We start from the raw sequence: 15556 nt of genomic DNA on the forward strand, positions 1-15556 counted from the left end.
ATGACCAATCAAAAAGAGCCGATGAAACATTTTAAAATATTTTTAAAAACCTCCGAATAGTTCTCAAAGAACAGCGCATCATAATGCTCGGAGGTGAAAATCCAATGGCAAAGAAGAACTTCAACAACTTTGGTTCCAAAACTGACGTTCAGAAAGTCCGTCAACAAAACCAGGGCGCTGAATTCGGTTCTGAAACCGACGTACAAGAAGTACGCCAACAAAACCAGCAAGCTGAAGCTAACAAGCAAAAGGCTTCTGGGCGTGCTAATAACTTCGAGTCACGATAAATTTTCACCCAAGGCAGCGGAGGATCCCCTCCGCTGTTTTTCGTTTTACTACACGTTTCTGGGCAAAATTGCTATAATGAATGGATAACGCGACGGCTAAAGGTGGTCTAAAACTATGGCAATACCTTCAGAAGGAGAGAACATACAAATACATAGCTACAAACATAATGGACAGATCCACCGGGTATGGCAGGAAACGATCGTATTAAAAGGTACAAAAAATATTGTCATCGGCGCAAATGAAAGGACCCTCGTCACTGAATCAGACGGCCGCACTTGGCTGACAAGAGAGCCCTCTATCTGTTACTTTCACGCAGAACACTGGTTCAATATTATCTGCATGCTAAGAGAAGACGGTGTATATTACTACTGCAATATGAGCTCGCCCTTTGTCTATGACAACCAATCACTGAAATATATCGACTATGATTTGGATGTCAAGGTTTTCCCGGATATGTCCTATACTTTACTGGACGAAGATGAGTACGAAGCCCATAGAAAAGAGATGGGTTATCCGGAAGTCATTGATAAAATTCTATACCGTAATCTGGACAAGTTATATAGTTGGATCAAACAACGGAAAGGGCCGTTTGCACCTGATTTCATTAATGTATGGACGAACCGGCATCACTTTCATAAACAGCTTAGATTTCACGATTAACGGGTAAACCAGTTCCAAGGCTTCAACGATTTAAAGAATCTGCAAGACTTCCTGTGTGGACACTTCTGTTAAATTCAGGAGTTAGTCTTAAGGAGTAGCAGATTCTTTTATTATGATTATGAACAAGATAAACCAGGAACTTTCCCATGGAAAAATGAGGTGCAACAAGTGAGTAGTACAAAACGTTACATGAAATTCGTTAAACCCTATTACAAAGAAATCGCCTTAACGCTCTTGATCGGTGTGTTGAAATTTGCCATCCCCTTATTCATACCGATCCTGATCAAAATCGTCATTGATGATATTTTACTTGAACCTTCTTTGACTGACACAGAGAAAATGACCCAACTCCTATATTGGCTGGGGGGAACGGTTGTCCTCTTTTTCATCATCCGTCCGCCAATCGAATATTACCGCCAATACTATGCTCAGTATGTGAGTAATAAGATTCTATATGATATACGGCAATTTCTATTTAGTCACTTACAGCGGCTCGGCATGAATTACTACTCGAATACACGTGCAGGAGAAGTTATTTCCCGAGTGATTAACGATGTGGAACAAACGAAGAATTTCGTCATGATTGCACTTATGAACATTTGGCTCGATATTGCCACGATTCTCATTGCTGTCGGAATCATGCTGACGATGGATATTCCACTTACGCTCGTTACGCTCCTTGCGTTTCCTTTCTACGCAATCAGTGTGAAATATTTCTTTGGCCGGTTAAGGGATTTAACCCGCAAACGATCACAGGCTTTGGCCAATGTCCAAAGTTATTTGCATGAACGGGTTTCAGGGATCAGCATCATTAAGAGTTTTGCCCTGGAAGATCATGAACAACGATTGTTTGATCGGACAAACGGTCAATTCATGGACCGGGCAATTGACCATACTAAATGGAATGCCAAAGCATTCGCTGTCGTGAACACTATTACTGATGTAGCACCGCTCTTAGTAATAGGTTTCGCAGGTTATCAAGTGATACATGGACAATTGTCTGTCGGAACAATGGCGGCCTTTATCGCTTATATTGAACGGCTTTATAGTCCGTTAAGACGCCTTGTCAACTCATCTACGACACTAACTCAAGCGTATGCTTCGATGGACCGTGTATTTGAATTGATGGATGAGGATTATGATATAACCGATAAGAAAGGTGCATTTCCGCTTCCTCCTGTAGCAGGGAGAATTGAATTTAATAATGTCTGCTTCCGATATGAAGAAGAAGGAGACAATGTTTTAAGAAATGTGAATCTCGAAGTCAAACCTGGACAAACGGTTGCGTTTGTAGGGATGAGCGGTGGAGGAAAGTCCACAATCATTAGTTTGATTCCTCGCTTTTATGAAGTAACAGATGGGGAAATCTTAATCGATGGCAACGATGTCCGGAATGTCCAGGTCCGATCATTACGGGATCAGACAGGAATTGTTCAACAGGACAATATTTTATTCAGTGACTCTGTTAAGCAAAACATCTTAATGGGGCGGCCGGATGCCACGGATGAAGAGGTTATTGAGGCAGCAAAAGCTGCAAACGCCCATGATTTCATCATGTCGCTGCCTGAAGGCTATGATACTGCAGTTGGAGAGCGTGGAGTCAAGTTATCAGGAGGACAAAAGCAGAGGGTTGCAATTGCCAGAGTTTTCTTAAAGAACCCCCCAATCCTCATCTTGGATGAAGCAACTTCAGCATTGGATTTGGAAAGTGAAGCGCTAATCCAGGATTCACTCGAACGACTTGCACATGACCGTACGACATTAATCGTGGCACATCGACTTTCTACAATCACTCATGCCGATCAGATTATTGTTATTGACCATGGTGAAGTAAAAGAGAGCGGAACTCATTCAGAGCTTATGGAACAAAAAGGAATATACTATAACCTCTTTCACGTACAACAGTTAAATATGTCATGATTTTTTGTAGAGACTTCCTATGCCGGAAGTCTCTTTTTTTGTCGAATGAAGGGGATTTTCCAAAAACCCCTTGTATTTATCTGCGTCTTTTGTATAATTGTGAACATTATAAATATCAGAAACTTTTGAACTAACTGTGAATGGGGATGAGAATATGAATGATAAAAAAGAGATATTAAAGATTCAAGATTTACAAACTTCCTTCTTCACAGACGATGGAATAATACCGGCTGTTGACGGAATCGATTTTTCCGTTAAGGAAGGAGAAGTCTTGGGGATTGTCGGGGAATCTGGCTGCGGTAAAAGTGTTACTTCTCTTTCAATCATGGGACTTGTTCCGAAACCGCCTGGAAGAATTACAGGTGGCGAAATCTTATTCAATGAACGCAACTTAGTTGGCTTGGATGAAAAAGAAATGAGGAAAGTCCGAGGGAATGATATTGCAATGATCTTTCAGGAACCGATGACTTCGCTCAACCCTCTTTTTACAATTGGCAATCAATTGATCGAAGCTATACTCATACATAAGAAAGGCTGGTCGAAGAAGCAAGCGAAAGATCGAGCGGTAGAAATGTTGAAGTTAGTCGGACTGCCACGTGCAGAAGAGCTCATACGAGAATATCCACACCAGTTGTCTGGAGGGATGAGACAGCGGGTCATGATTGCGATGGCTTTAATATGCGATCCGAAAGTGCTTATTGCCGATGAACCGACAACTGCATTGGATGTGACGATCCAAGCACAGATCCTCAAATTGATTAGAGAGTTGAATGAACGATTGGATACAGCGGTGCTCCTCATTACACATGATTTAGGAGTGGTAGCTGAAACATGTGAACGGGTCATTGTCATGTATGCTGGACAGATCGTGGAAGAGGGTCCGGTGAATGTCATTTTCAAGGATCCCCAGCATCCATATACGAAAGGGCTGATCAAATCGGTGCCGGATGTCCGTGTGAAGAAAGAAAAGCTCTATTCGATTCCGGGGAATGTTCCGAAACCGGGTACTGTACGGAGCGGCTGCAGATTCGCGGCACGGTGTGAATTCGCATTCGACCGCTGTTTGAAAGAAAATCCTGGTCTATACGAAACATCGGATGTCCATAAGACAAGATGCTTCCTGTATGACAAATCGGAGGTGTCCGTCGATGACCACGCCCTTGCTTAAAGTAGAAGGCTTAAAAAAGTATTTCCCGATCCGACAGGGGATTCTTAGTAAAGTTACCGGCCACGTAAAGGCCGTGGATGATGTATCTTTTTACGTCAATGAAGGAGAAACACTTGGTATTGTCGGCGAGTCCGGATGCGGCAAGTCAACGACTGGGCGGATGCTCATGCGTCTATTGGAGCCGACCGAAGGCAAGATTCAATTCGACGGAAAAGACATGATGACATTATCCAAGGAAGAATTGAGAAAAGCACGACGAGACATTCAGATGGTTTTTCAGGATCCGTATGCTTCTCTTAACCCAAGGCACACGGTAGGAAAGATTTTAGAAGAACCGCTGATCGTACACGGCATGGGGAATGCTGCCGCCAGGAAAAAGAAAGTAATAGAATTCTTGGAAGTGGTAGGTTTAAGCTCATATCATGCGAAACGTTATCCACACCAATTCAGCGGGGGGCAAAGACAGCGAATAGGCATTGCCCGTGCATTGATGACCAATCCGAAACTGATTATTGCCGATGAACCGGTATCGGCTTTGGATGTCTCCATTCAATCGCAAGTTTTGAATCTTATGCAAGATTTGCAGAAAGATTTTAAGCTCACTTACATCTTCATTGCGCATGATTTGGGGGTCGTCCGGCATATCAGTGACCGAGTGGGTGTAATGTATTTAGGCAAAATGGTAGAGCTTGCTGACAGTGAATCACTGTACGACAAGCCGCTCCATCCATACACACAAGCACTGCTATCATCTGTTCCGGTTCCTGATCCTGATTTCAAGAGAGATCAAATCGTTGTTAAAGGGGATATCCCAAGCCCTTCGAATCCGCCATCCGGATGCACGTTCCATACGCGTTGTCCGTTTGCGATGGAAATTTGTTCGAAAACAGTACCGCAGCTCATAGAAGCAGAAAAAGGTCATTCTGTCGCTTGCCACTTATATAATGGGCAATTCGACAATGATATAAAAAGCAATGTAGGAGGGGTCATTGTTGGTTAAAAAGAAAAAGTGGTCAATTGCAATTATGCTCCTGTTAGTCATTTCTACCGTTTTAGCTGCCTGCCAATCAGGCGGTGATGGAAATGCTTCCAGTGATGGGAAAGAAAAGGTTTTAGTATTTGGCCGTGGAGCTGACTCTACGTCTTTGGATCCTTCTCGCGTAACTGAAGGAGAATCATTCAAGGTCACAAAAAATCTATACGAAACATTACTGGATTTTGGTGAGCAAGATACGACAGTGCAACCGCTTTTAGCGAAGGATTGGGAAGTTGCCGAGGATGGATTGACGTATAAGTTCTTCCTTGAAGAAGGCGTTAAATTCCACGACGGAACTGACTTCAATGCGGATGCAGTTGTAAAGAACTTTGAAAGATGGGCAAATGGAGATGATGATAAGTTTCCTTATTACGGTTCTATGTTTGGAGGATTTAAAGGGGATGAAGGTCACGTAATCGACTCGGTAACTGCTGACGGCGATTACACGGTTGTATTCAAATTAAAACGTCCTCAAGCTCCTTTCTTGAAAAATATTGCAATGCCAATGTTCGCGATTGCGAGTCCAACAGCTTTCGAGAAACATGGTGATGAGCAATTCGGATTCAATCCGGTCGGAACTGGTCCATTCCAATTTGTTGAATGGAAAGCGAATGACAAAATTACCATTGAGAAAAACAAAGAATACTGGCAAGAAGGATATCCGAAGTTAGATCGGATCATCTTCCAATCTATTCCGGACAACACAGCCCGCTTGAACGCGTTGCTCAAAGGTGAGATCGACTTGGCTGATGGCATCAACCCTTCTGATGGTGAAACAATTGAAGGAAATGATGACCTACAACTATTTGAGCGCCCGTCCATGAACGTTGGTTACCTTGGTTTAACGGTTACACGCCCACCGTTTGATAACGTAAAAGTCAGACAGGCGATTAACCACGCAATCAATAAGAAAGACATTATTGATTCATTCTTTGAAGGACGCGCAGATATTGCGAAAAACCCAATGCCTTCTTCAATCAGCGGATATAACGATGATATCCCGGGTTATGATTACGATCCTGAAAAGGCGAAACAACTTTTAGCTGAAGCAGGTTATCCGGATGGATTCGAAATGCAACTATGGGCAATGCCAGTACCTCGTCCGTATATGCCAGATGGTCAGAAAGTTGCCGGTGTCATTCAAAAGAACCTTGCTGATGTAGGTATCACAGCAGAAATCGTATCGTTTGAATGGGCAACATATCTTGACAAAGCAAGCAAAGGGGAAGCAGACGCGTTCATGCTCGGTTGGACTGGAGATAACGGGGATGCTGACAACTTCCTATATGTTTTGCTTGACCAAGACAATATCGGCAGCAATAACTATACGTACTATAGCAATGACGAACTTCATGACATTCTGATTGAGGCACAAACAGAAGTTGATGAGGACAAACGGAATGAACTTTACGCGAAAGCACAAGAAATCATCTTCGAGGATGCACCATGGGTTCCACTTGCTCACTCTACTCCTTTACTGGCGGGAAGAGCAGATTTAACAGGTTTCTTACCACATCCGACTGGTTCGGATAAATTGCACAATGTAGATTTCAAGTAAGAAATGACGGGGAGGGGTCAATTACTCCCTCCCCTTTTTACATATTTACCGGATGGAGAGGTGAAGAAATTGCTTCACTATATTGGCAAACGATTATTACAACTAATACCAGTACTGTTGGGGATGTCTTTCGTCGTCTTTATGATGATCCGTGCGATTCCTGGTGATCCAGCACAGGTGATTTTAGGTCAGCAAGCTTCCAAGGAGGCTGTTGCAGCACTTCGTGCACAGCTCGGTTTGGATCAGCCATGGTATATTCAGTATTTCGACTATCTATTGAATATTTTCCGTGGGGATTTAGGCGAATCCATGAGAACGATGTCACCAGTCTCAAAGGAAATTGTCCCTTATCTTGCTGCCACCTTTGAATTAGCATTATTCGCCATGATCATCGCAGTAGTTATTGGAGTAAATGCAGGAATCATTTCTGCATGGTTCCAAAACACGTGGTTCGATTACGCAGCAATGGTAGTTGCACTGATTGGTGTATCTATGCCGATTTTCTGGCTTGGCCTGATGGAGCAATGGGTCTTCAGCCTTCAATTAGACCTTCTTCCGACTACTGGCCGTGAAGAGGTCCGGAACCCGGTAAACGCCATTACTCATTTATATATCTTAGACACGATCATGCAAGGACGCTTTGATCAGTTAGGGGAAGTAATCAGACATTTGATCTTACCCGGAATTGCATTGGCCACTATTCCAATGGCGATCATTGCACGGATGACACGTTCAAGTATGTTGGAAGTGATGAAATCGGATTTTGTCCGTACAGCACGTGCTAAAGGGCAAAAAATGTTCTTCGTCGTTTATAAGCATGCATTGAAAAATGCGATTATTCCTGTATTGACGGTTATTGGACTACAAATGGGAATGTTGTTGGGCGGTGCAATCTTGACTGAAACCATTTTCGGCTGGCCAGGAATTGGACGATATATTTACGATGCGATTAGCTTCCGTGATTATCCAGTCATTCAGTCCGGTATTTTAGTTATTGCATTCATCTTTGTCATGATCAACTTGCTGGTCGATATCTTATACAGCTTCATTGATCCGCGCATTAAGTATGACTGAGAAGGGGGCGAAAACATATGACGATTGCAACGAAGGAAGTAATATCAGTTGAGGAAAAAACAACCGGGCCATGGAGAGAAGCTTGGAACGGATTTAAGAAAAGTAAAGCGGCGATCGTAGGAACAGCAATCGTCCTATTCTTTGTCATACTGGCGATTTTTGGTCCCTGGATTGCTCCTCAAGGTTTGAATGATCAGAATATGAGTATCAGATTGCAGGCTCCATCAGCTGAACACTGGTTCGGAACGGATGACTATGGGCGTGATATCTTATCACGTGTCATACATGGGGCAAGATTATCCTTAACTGTCGGTTTTCTATCTGTTATCGGTTCGATCATTGTCGGAAGCATATTAGGCATTATTGCAGGTTACTATGGGAAGTGGTGGGATACAATCATCTCGCGAATCTTCGATATCATGCTTGCTTTCCCATCGATTTTGTTGGCGATTGCGATTGTAGCTGTTTTACAACCTTCCCTTCAAAATGCGTTGATTGCTATTGCGATTATTAATATACCGACTTTTGGCCGCCTCATTCGGTCAAAAGTGCTTAGTGTTAAACAAGATGAATATATTGTCGCTGCAAAGGCCATCGGAATGAAAGACAACAGGATTTTAATATCTCACATCTTACCAAATTCGATGGCACCGATCATCGTTCAAGGTACACTGGCGATTGCTACAGCCATTTTGGAAGCTGCAGCACTCGGTTTTCTCGGCCTTGGTGCCCAAGTGCCGCAAGCGGAGTGGGGAAGGATGCTTTCTGATTCCAAGCAATATTTGACCAATGCACCGTGGACATTAGTCTTCCCGGGCTTAGCGATCATGTTGACGGTTCTCGGCTTCAATTTAATGGGTGATGGCTTGCGTGATGCACTCGATCCTAAGATGAAAAATTGACTAAACAAAAATGGAATCTGCATCTGGCAGATTCCATTTTTGTTTTAAGAATAGTCTTCTTCAAGTTCAATTTTAGTTTTTTCCTTGTGGAACTTTTGTCTGGATACAATGAGCCGATCCAGATGTTCCAACTGCTCCTCATAATAGAGAAGGGAAGAAAGGACGTGGAGTAAATGATAGGAAGAAAAATCTTCCTCTTCTTTTGCTTTTGCAATTTCATTTACGAAAATCTCCATGACTTCTTGGCGGTGAATAGCTTCAATGTCCTCAATGTCGAAAGATAATTCCGGCTTTAACTTTCCGACATATTTCAAATGAAGCTGTTCGTGATACGTTAGAACAAAGTCGAACCGTTCTTGTATCATCATCAGAAGATGTTCAGGAAGCTGTGTCATTTCATTTTCATAGCGATGCAATCTTTGCAATACGTCCAAGCTGCTGCGCGTTGTAGCAATCATTTGCCTATATACGACCAGTTTACGGATTTTAGACCGCGTTATACTCTTAAAATAGCTTCGTTCTTCTTTATAGAGAGAGTACAAGTTATCAATCTTCGTTAATTCTTCTTTCAGATTTTCAATAGACTCCTTAGTAGCCGAGTGCTCGGATGCGAGGCGGCCGGTCAAGCGGATCCACCGAATGATTTCATCTTGTGTATGATGGATTTTCCTGAATAGTTTTGTTTCATATTTTGGTGGTATGAACATCAAATTGACTAAAAATGCCGCTAACACCCCGATTAAAATGGTAAGGAAACGGATCAGAGCAAAGGTCAGGAAGTCATCACCTTGAATTTCCATAATGGCAATAAGCGTCACTAAAGCCAAAGAGATTACCTTTTCCAACTTAAGCTTTGTCATAATACCAATCGTGATGACTGCGGCAAACCCCACAATCAGGTAATCATGGCCAAACATTAAGCCAAACAGAACCGCAATTGCGGCCCCTATAAAATTACCTTGAATTTGTTCAACAATCGTTAAGTATGATCGATAGATGGAAGGCTGGATGGCGAAGATAGCAGCAATTCCTGCGAATACCGGAGTAGGCATGTTCAGCAAGTTCGCGACAAATAAGGCGGCCACGATGGCCAAGCCGGTTTTTATAATACGGGCTCCCAATTTCATTTAGGTAAAAAATCCTTTCACGTTCACTGTTTCCGCTACTTTACCGCAATTCCAAAAGATGGTCAATCTGTTTAAAAATTTTTTAACTCTGCAAATGACTCATCTACAGCTTGTAAGGTATCTTTAATATCTTCTTCCGTATGGGCAGTTGTAATGAACCATGCTTCGTATTTTGATGGTGCCAAGTTGATGCCTTTAGAAAGCATCAGTTTAAAGAACTTTCCAAAGATTTCCCCGTTCGATGCTTCTGCCTGATCATAGTTCTCGACTTTTTCATCTGTGAAATAAACCGTTAATGCACCTTTCAATCTGTTAATGGTGATAGTAATTCCGTGTTTTTCTGCAGAAGTTAGAATTCCTTCTTCTAATATTCTTCCAAGACGATCAAGTTCATCGTAAACACCAGGCTGTTGAAGTACTTCCAGGCATGCAATCCCGGCTAACATCGAAGCAGGATTCCCTGCCATCGTTCCTGCTTGATAAGCTGGACCTAAAGGTGCCACTTGCTCCATGATTTCTTTTCTGCCGCCGTAGGCCCCGATTGGAAGACCTCCACCGATAATTTTCCCGAGTGCAGTCAAGTCAGGACTGAAACCGAGCATATCTTGAGCACCGCCATAGTGGAAGCGGAACGCAGTAATCACTTCATCGTATACGATCAATGCGCCATGCTTTCTCGCAAGTTCATGGACAGTTTTCAAGAAACCTTCATTCGGTTCTACAATCCCGAAGTTACCGACAATCGGTTCGACTAAGATACAGGCAATCTCATCTCCCCATTTGTCCATTGCTTCCTTATAAGCATCTGGATCATTGAAAGGAATTGTAATGACTTCCTGCGCAATCGATTTCGGAACGCCAGCGGAATCCGGTGTGCCTAAAGTTGCTGGACCGGAACCGGCAGCCACAAGGACCAAATCTGAATGTCCGTGGTAACATCCTGCAAACTTCATGATTTTCGTCCGACCTGTATAGGCGCGTGATACTCGGATCGTAGTCATGACCGCTTCTGTTCCGGAGTTTACAAACCGGACTTTATCCATGGAAGGAATGGCATCCTTCAGCATCTTGGCGAATGTAATCTCATGGGGAGTCGGTGTTCCGTACAGCGTACCAGTTTCAGCAGCTTTCGTGATTGCTTTTGTAATATGCGGGTGAGCGTGTCCCGTAATAATCGGACCATAAGCGGCTAAATAGTCTATGTATCGGTTACCGTCTACATCATAGAAGTATGCTCCTTCCGCTCGTTCCATGACCACAGGTGCACCACCGCCTACAGCTTTATAAGATCTTGACGGGCTGTTGACACCTCCGACGATATGTTCCAACGCTTCTTTTTGCAATTCTTCTGATTTAGAATGCTTCATTATTAAATGCCTCCGTTCTTTTCCATCCTTTATTTTAGACAAAATATCTGCATAACGCCAAAGAATTGAAAGTGGACCCCGTCTTCGGTACGATGAAAGAAAATGAGTTTGGAGGAATGGACATGACAACATTAGAAGGTTTGAAAGCCCCGGATTTCTCATTGAAAAATGAAAAAGGGACTACAGTTTCACTAAAGGATTTCGCCGGTAAGAAGTATGTTGTACTCTATTTTTACCCGAAGGATTCAACGCCAGGTTGTACAACAGAAGCCTGTGATTTTAGGGATGCTCATCAGTCTTTTGAGGAATTGAATGCAGTGATCATAGGAGTAAGTCCAGATGACGAGAGCATGCATACGAAATTCATTGAAAAACACGGACTTCCATTTTCGTTATTAATTGATGACAACCATGGAGTTTCGGAAGCTTATGGAGTTTGGAAGCTGAAAAAGAATTTCGGAAAAGAGTACATGGGGATAGAACGATCCACCTTCTTGATAGATCCGACGGGTACAGTAGTAAAGGAATGGCGTAAAGTCAAAGTGGACGGACATGTTGAGGATGCGTTAAACACGCTAAAGGAACTGACAAAAAAATAAGTAGAGAATGGGGATGCTGGGATGGTTGTACTGTTTACGTTTAAAATAAAGGAAGAACATGAGCGCCAATTACGGGAGGAATTCCCGGATATTGCTTTTCGTTTCGCCGGGAAGCTTGATGTAGACGTGCTTACGGAAGCTGAAATAATCGTGACGTACGGGGAAGACTTGAGCGAAAATGAGATAGAGCAGGCAAAGAATCTAAAATGGGTGATGGTTGCCTCGGCTGGATTGGAGAAAATGCCGCTTCGAAAGTTAGAGGAGCGAAAAATCTTAGTTACAAATGTACGGGGAATTCATAAAACGCCGATGGCTGAGTCGGTGTTGGCACATATCTTGTCACTGAAACGCTCTTTGCCGAAGATATATGAATTCCAACGCGAAGGAGAATGGAGTAAAAAACTCGGGTCTTCAGAATTGAAAGGATCGACAGCCATCATATTGGGACCAGGCGCAATCGGTTCGGAAATTGGTCGGCTTTTGCAAGCGTTTGGAGTATTTACGATCGGCTGCAATCGGTCCGGAAGACTAAGTGAGCATATGAATGAAATGATTTCATTTGAAAAGCTGATTACACGTTTGCCGGACGCGGACATAATAATCTCTGTATTGCCAAGCACTCCGGAAACGAAAGGGCTTTTGACAGCTGTACATTTTGACGACATGAAAGATGATGCAATCTTTATGAATTTTGGTCGCGGTGATTTAGTGGATGAACAAGTGCTGATCGATGCGCTGGATCAACAAAAAATCGGCCATGCGGTCCTCGATGTTTTTGAAAAGGAGCCACTTACGTCAGATCATCCGTTTTACCGGATGGCAAACGTAACGGTATCACCTCATGTATCCAGTCATTCAAGCGAATACATTCCCCGATCACTGCAGGTTTTTACATATAATTTAAGAAAATGGCTGAACGGGGAAGAAGATGTTCAGAACAAGATTGATCTGAAAAGGGGTTATTAAGGATGAAAATCTATACAAAAACGGGGGATAAGGGTACTACATCGTTGGTTTATGGTTCGAGAGTCCCGAAAAACGATGTATTAGTGGAAGCGTATGGAACTTGTGATGAAGCAAACTCCGTAATCGGTTATGCACTCAGCCATCTAAATGGGGAGTTTTTTGAGGGAAAAGATGCATTGTTATCTGCTTTCCATCAAATCCAGACAACACTTTTCCATGTAGGTGCAGAGCTTGCAACTCCGGCTGGCAAGGAAGTCAAATGGAAATTGGAAGAGGGAGAGATCCAAAAGTTAGAACAATGGATCGACCTTTGGGATACCAGCTTGCCGGACTTGACGAATTTCATTCTCCCGGGAGGGCACCCGGCTGGGGCTGCATTCCATGTGGCAAGAACGGTAGTCAGAAGGGCGGAACGAATTTCCGTTGGAGCTGGTCAACACGTCTCTCCACTTGTCCTTGCTTATTTGAATCGCTTATCCGACTTGCTATTTGTGGCAGCGAGGTTTGTTAATATGAAACTTGGTCAAAAAGAAATCGGGCTTCATCAATCGTAGATTGTAAAGTGTCCCAATTGACAAAAGCACCCATTCTTAAGTAAACTAATAATAACAATTATCATTTAACAATCTTTAGAATTGAGGTGTGTAGCGATGTCAGAAGTTCAATTGAAAGACGCGCTGGACACGTTGAAATCGACCGGTGTAAGAATAACACCGCAACGTCTTGCAATTTTGGAGTACATGATCAGTTCCATGGCCCATCCAACAGCAGATGATATATACCGGGCGCTTGAACCGAATTTCCCGAACATGAGTGTAGCGACAGTATATAATAATCTTCGTGTATTCAGGGAATCAGGCCTTGTAAAGGAGCTTCCTTTTGGTGATTCTTCCAGCCGGTTCGACTTTGTCACACATGATCATTATCACATCATCTGTGAGGATTGCGGTAAAATTGTCGATTTTCATTATCCCGCTCTGGACGAAGTGGAACATGTGGCATCCCATGTAACAGGATTCCAAGTGAATTCACATCGTATGGAGATTTACGGTAAGTGTCCGACATGTGCTTCCCAAACAACTGTCAATTAAATTAATCTTGCCGAAACTTGCTGATGTTTCGGCTTTTTGTTTGCAAAAAAACACACATGGCCAAATGTGCCATGTGTGTTTTAACGTTACGATTTACTATTTTTACGGTTATAGTCCTCGTCGAATTCCTTGCCTTCAAGGTTGGGATCCAAAGTGAGCGGCTCACGGCAATACATACACATGTCAACTCTGCCCAGCATTTTTGTATGTTTTCCACAATTAGGACATTCCACCTGAATGGCTTTTGTCGATAACATACCGATCCAAGCATATACAGCAGTACTGGCAATAATTGCCACAACTCCTAAAAGCATGAAGATCAACATGATAACTTGATGATTTCTAAAGAAAATCCCGATATACATAATGATAAATCCGATGAAAATCAAGGATAGCGCAAACGTACGAATTCGGTTAATTTTATTCTTATATGGTTTCATGCTAAAATTGCCTCCTTAGTTACAACACTACTATAGCACACGTCTCTAAATGAGAAAGGTTTTTTGATAAAGGAAATGAAGGATTCTCTTTCAATTGTGTCGAAAATATTGTGAGGGAAAGGATCTGGAGGGATCAAGATGGAGCAGTTATTACGTCCGATATACTTAGAAAAAGCTAGTCAAACGAATACATTGGGTGTCCTATTAATCGAAAAAAGGGAAAAGGACGATCCGATTACTGATACATTTGACTCGATTCTTTTGATTTTGGCCAAAGAGGGTGAGCGTCCCGTCTATACAAAACACTATACGAGCGGTGACGCAAAAGCTGCTGTTCATGTCGTGACTGAAAAGCAATTAAGAAAATGGCTTCTATTAGGAACGAATCGGAAGCTTGTCGACTGGCTGTTCTTTGGAAAAGTTCTCTTTGACCGCAATGAGTATGTAAAAGAGCTGAAAACTGAACTGAAGGATTTTCCTTTCTATGGTAGGAAGATTAAGATGGGCTTGGAATTTGCGAAATTGATTAGACGTTATTTAGAGGGGAAAGTATTCTTCGAACAACGTAACTACATGGATGCCTATAATTCAATCATAGATTCATTGCATCATTTAGCACGCTTAGCGGTAATTGAAAATGGTTTATATCCGGAAGTAACAGTGTGGAATCAAGTGAAGAAAATAGAACCTTCAATTTATAAATTATATGAAGAGCTTATTTCAAGTGAAGAAGAAATCGAAAAAAGGCTTGAGCTTTTGTTCTTGGCGAGTGAGTTTTTTATACATTCCCGTACAGAGGATGGCGCGCGACACATTATAGAAGTGATGTCCCAGAAGGAAAGATGGTCGATCCAAGAACTTCATGAACAAGAAGAGCTTAGAAACTACTCAGTAGACCTTGAAGTGTTTATCGAATATTTAGTGGATAAAGGTCTAATACAAATTGATCGATTGAATACGAAAGGTGAAGGGATCTTTCATAGGTACTACAATGTTGAATCATTATCTCCAAAATGATAATGAAAAAACTTTAAAAACAATGTTGACATTGCTAAGTGAACGTATTATGATAATTAACGTCGCTTCTGACCGACCAGGTTAAGAGAAGCGAGTAACAAAAATAGCTTAATAAAGTTATTGACACGATAATAATGAAATGTTATATTAGAAAAGTCGCTGTTGAGAGACAGAGACGCAATGAACCTTGAAAACTGAACAGCAAAACGTCTAACAAACACTTGTTTTGATCCAACCTCCGTTGGACAAAACAGACAACAAATTTGGACATCATTATGATGCCAGCAAAACTTATGAGCTTAACTCATACTCTTTATGGAGAGTTTGATCCTGGCTCAGGACG

Annotated in this window: 16 protein-coding genes; 13 read left to right on the forward strand and 3 right to left on the reverse strand. The window is 42.3% G+C overall.

The genetic code is table 11. The features are described from left to right. Positions 1-104 precede the first annotated feature (104 nt). The 8 genes from ACFOZY_RS07030 (at position 105) to ACFOZY_RS07065 (ending at position 8606) form a co-directional block, all read left to right on the forward strand. Complete coding sequence (locus tag ACFOZY_RS07030) at positions 105-287, forward strand: gamma-type small acid-soluble spore protein (protein WP_378153753.1); 183 nt, start codon at positions 105-107, stop codon at positions 285-287. Positions 288-402: 115 nt separating this feature from the next. Further along, positions 403-948: a nucleoside tri-diphosphate phosphatase gene (ntdP, locus tag ACFOZY_RS07035; RefSeq protein ID WP_378153755.1), complete on the forward strand. Its 546-nt coding sequence runs from the start codon at positions 403-405 to the stop codon at positions 946-948. 168 nt (positions 949-1116) lie between these two features. Then, positions 1117-2868, forward strand: coding sequence for an ABC transporter ATP-binding protein (locus ACFOZY_RS07040; protein WP_378153757.1), 1752 nt, complete (start codon positions 1117-1119; stop codon positions 2866-2868). Between the two features lie 154 nt (positions 2869-3022). Continuing rightward, entirely contained in the window at positions 3023-4036 is a 1014-nt protein-coding gene (locus ACFOZY_RS07045) for an ABC transporter ATP-binding protein (protein WP_378153759.1), read from the forward strand. Then, positions 4017-5036: an ABC transporter ATP-binding protein gene (locus tag ACFOZY_RS07050; protein ID WP_378153761.1), complete on the forward strand. Its 1020-nt coding sequence runs from the start codon at positions 4017-4019 to the stop codon at positions 5034-5036. The genes ACFOZY_RS07045 and ACFOZY_RS07050 overlap by 20 nt, the downstream gene beginning before the upstream one ends. Then, complete coding sequence (locus ACFOZY_RS07055) at positions 5029-6630, forward strand: ABC transporter substrate-binding protein (protein WP_378153763.1); 1602 nt, start codon at positions 5029-5031, stop codon at positions 6628-6630. Before ACFOZY_RS07050 ends, ACFOZY_RS07055 begins: the two co-directional genes overlap by 8 nt. A gap of 60 nt (positions 6631-6690) precedes the next feature. After that, on the forward strand, positions 6691-7704 hold the full coding sequence (locus ACFOZY_RS07060) for an ABC transporter permease (RefSeq protein WP_378153765.1): 1014 nt from the start codon (positions 6691-6693) through the stop codon (positions 7702-7704). A 17-nt stretch (positions 7705-7721) separates the two neighbouring features. Continuing rightward, positions 7722-8606 carry an ABC transporter permease gene (locus ACFOZY_RS07065; protein ID WP_378153767.1) on the forward strand — a complete coding sequence of 295 codons (885 nt, stop codon included), beginning with the start codon at positions 7722-7724 and terminating at the stop codon, positions 8604-8606. A 44-nt stretch (positions 8607-8650) separates the two neighbouring features. On the opposite strand, the gene ACFOZY_RS07070 is transcribed toward ACFOZY_RS07065, so the two are convergent. Together ACFOZY_RS07070 and ACFOZY_RS07075 are read right to left on the reverse strand one after the other, a co-directional pair. Continuing rightward, the gene (locus ACFOZY_RS07070; RefSeq protein WP_378153769.1) at positions 8651-9733 is read right to left on the reverse strand and encodes an FUSC family protein; all 1083 of its coding nucleotides are present in this window, start codon (positions 9731-9733) and stop codon (positions 8651-8653) included. Between the two features lie 71 nt (positions 9734-9804). Further along, positions 9805-11100, reverse strand: coding sequence for a glutamate-1-semialdehyde 2,1-aminomutase (locus ACFOZY_RS07075; RefSeq protein ID WP_378153771.1), 1296 nt, complete (start codon positions 11098-11100; stop codon positions 9805-9807). A 122-nt stretch (positions 11101-11222) separates the two neighbouring features. Between ACFOZY_RS07075 and bcp the strand changes: the two genes are divergently transcribed. From bcp to perR, 4 genes are all read left to right on the forward strand, one after another. After that, positions 11223-11699: a thioredoxin-dependent thiol peroxidase gene (bcp, locus tag ACFOZY_RS07080; RefSeq protein ID WP_378153773.1), complete on the forward strand. Its 477-nt coding sequence runs from the start codon at positions 11223-11225 to the stop codon at positions 11697-11699. Between the two features lie 21 nt (positions 11700-11720). After that, positions 11721-12665, forward strand: a complete 945-nt coding sequence (locus tag ACFOZY_RS07085) for a D-2-hydroxyacid dehydrogenase (RefSeq protein WP_378153775.1) — start codon at positions 11721-11723, stop codon at positions 12663-12665. Positions 12666-12667: 2 nt separating this feature from the next. Further along, a complete protein-coding gene (locus ACFOZY_RS07090; RefSeq protein WP_378153777.1) occupies positions 12668-13219 on the forward strand; it encodes a cob(I)yrinic acid a,c-diamide adenosyltransferase in 552 nt (183 codons plus the stop codon). Between the two features lie 96 nt (positions 13220-13315). Continuing rightward, the gene (gene perR / locus ACFOZY_RS07095; protein ID WP_378153779.1) at positions 13316-13756 is read left to right on the forward strand and encodes a peroxide-responsive transcriptional repressor PerR; all 441 of its coding nucleotides are present in this window, start codon (positions 13316-13318) and stop codon (positions 13754-13756) included. A gap of 86 nt (positions 13757-13842) precedes the next feature. Here the strand turns inward: perR and ACFOZY_RS07100 are convergent, their stop codons facing one another. Then, positions 13843-14196 carry a YgzB family protein gene (locus ACFOZY_RS07100; protein ID WP_378153781.1) on the reverse strand — a complete coding sequence of 118 codons (354 nt, stop codon included), beginning with the start codon at positions 14194-14196 and terminating at the stop codon, positions 13843-13845. Positions 14197-14334: 138 nt separating this feature from the next. Between ACFOZY_RS07100 and ACFOZY_RS07105 the strand changes: the two genes are divergently transcribed. Continuing rightward, entirely contained in the window at positions 14335-15213 is an 879-nt protein-coding gene (locus tag ACFOZY_RS07105; RefSeq protein ID WP_378153783.1) for a nucleotidyltransferase-like protein, read from the forward strand. The last annotated feature ends 343 nt before the right edge of the window (positions 15214-15556 follow it).

The organism is Chungangia koreensis (assembly GCF_042651785.1).
Lineage (GTDB): Bacteria > Bacillota > Bacilli > Bacillales_A > Planococcaceae > Chungangia > Chungangia koreensis.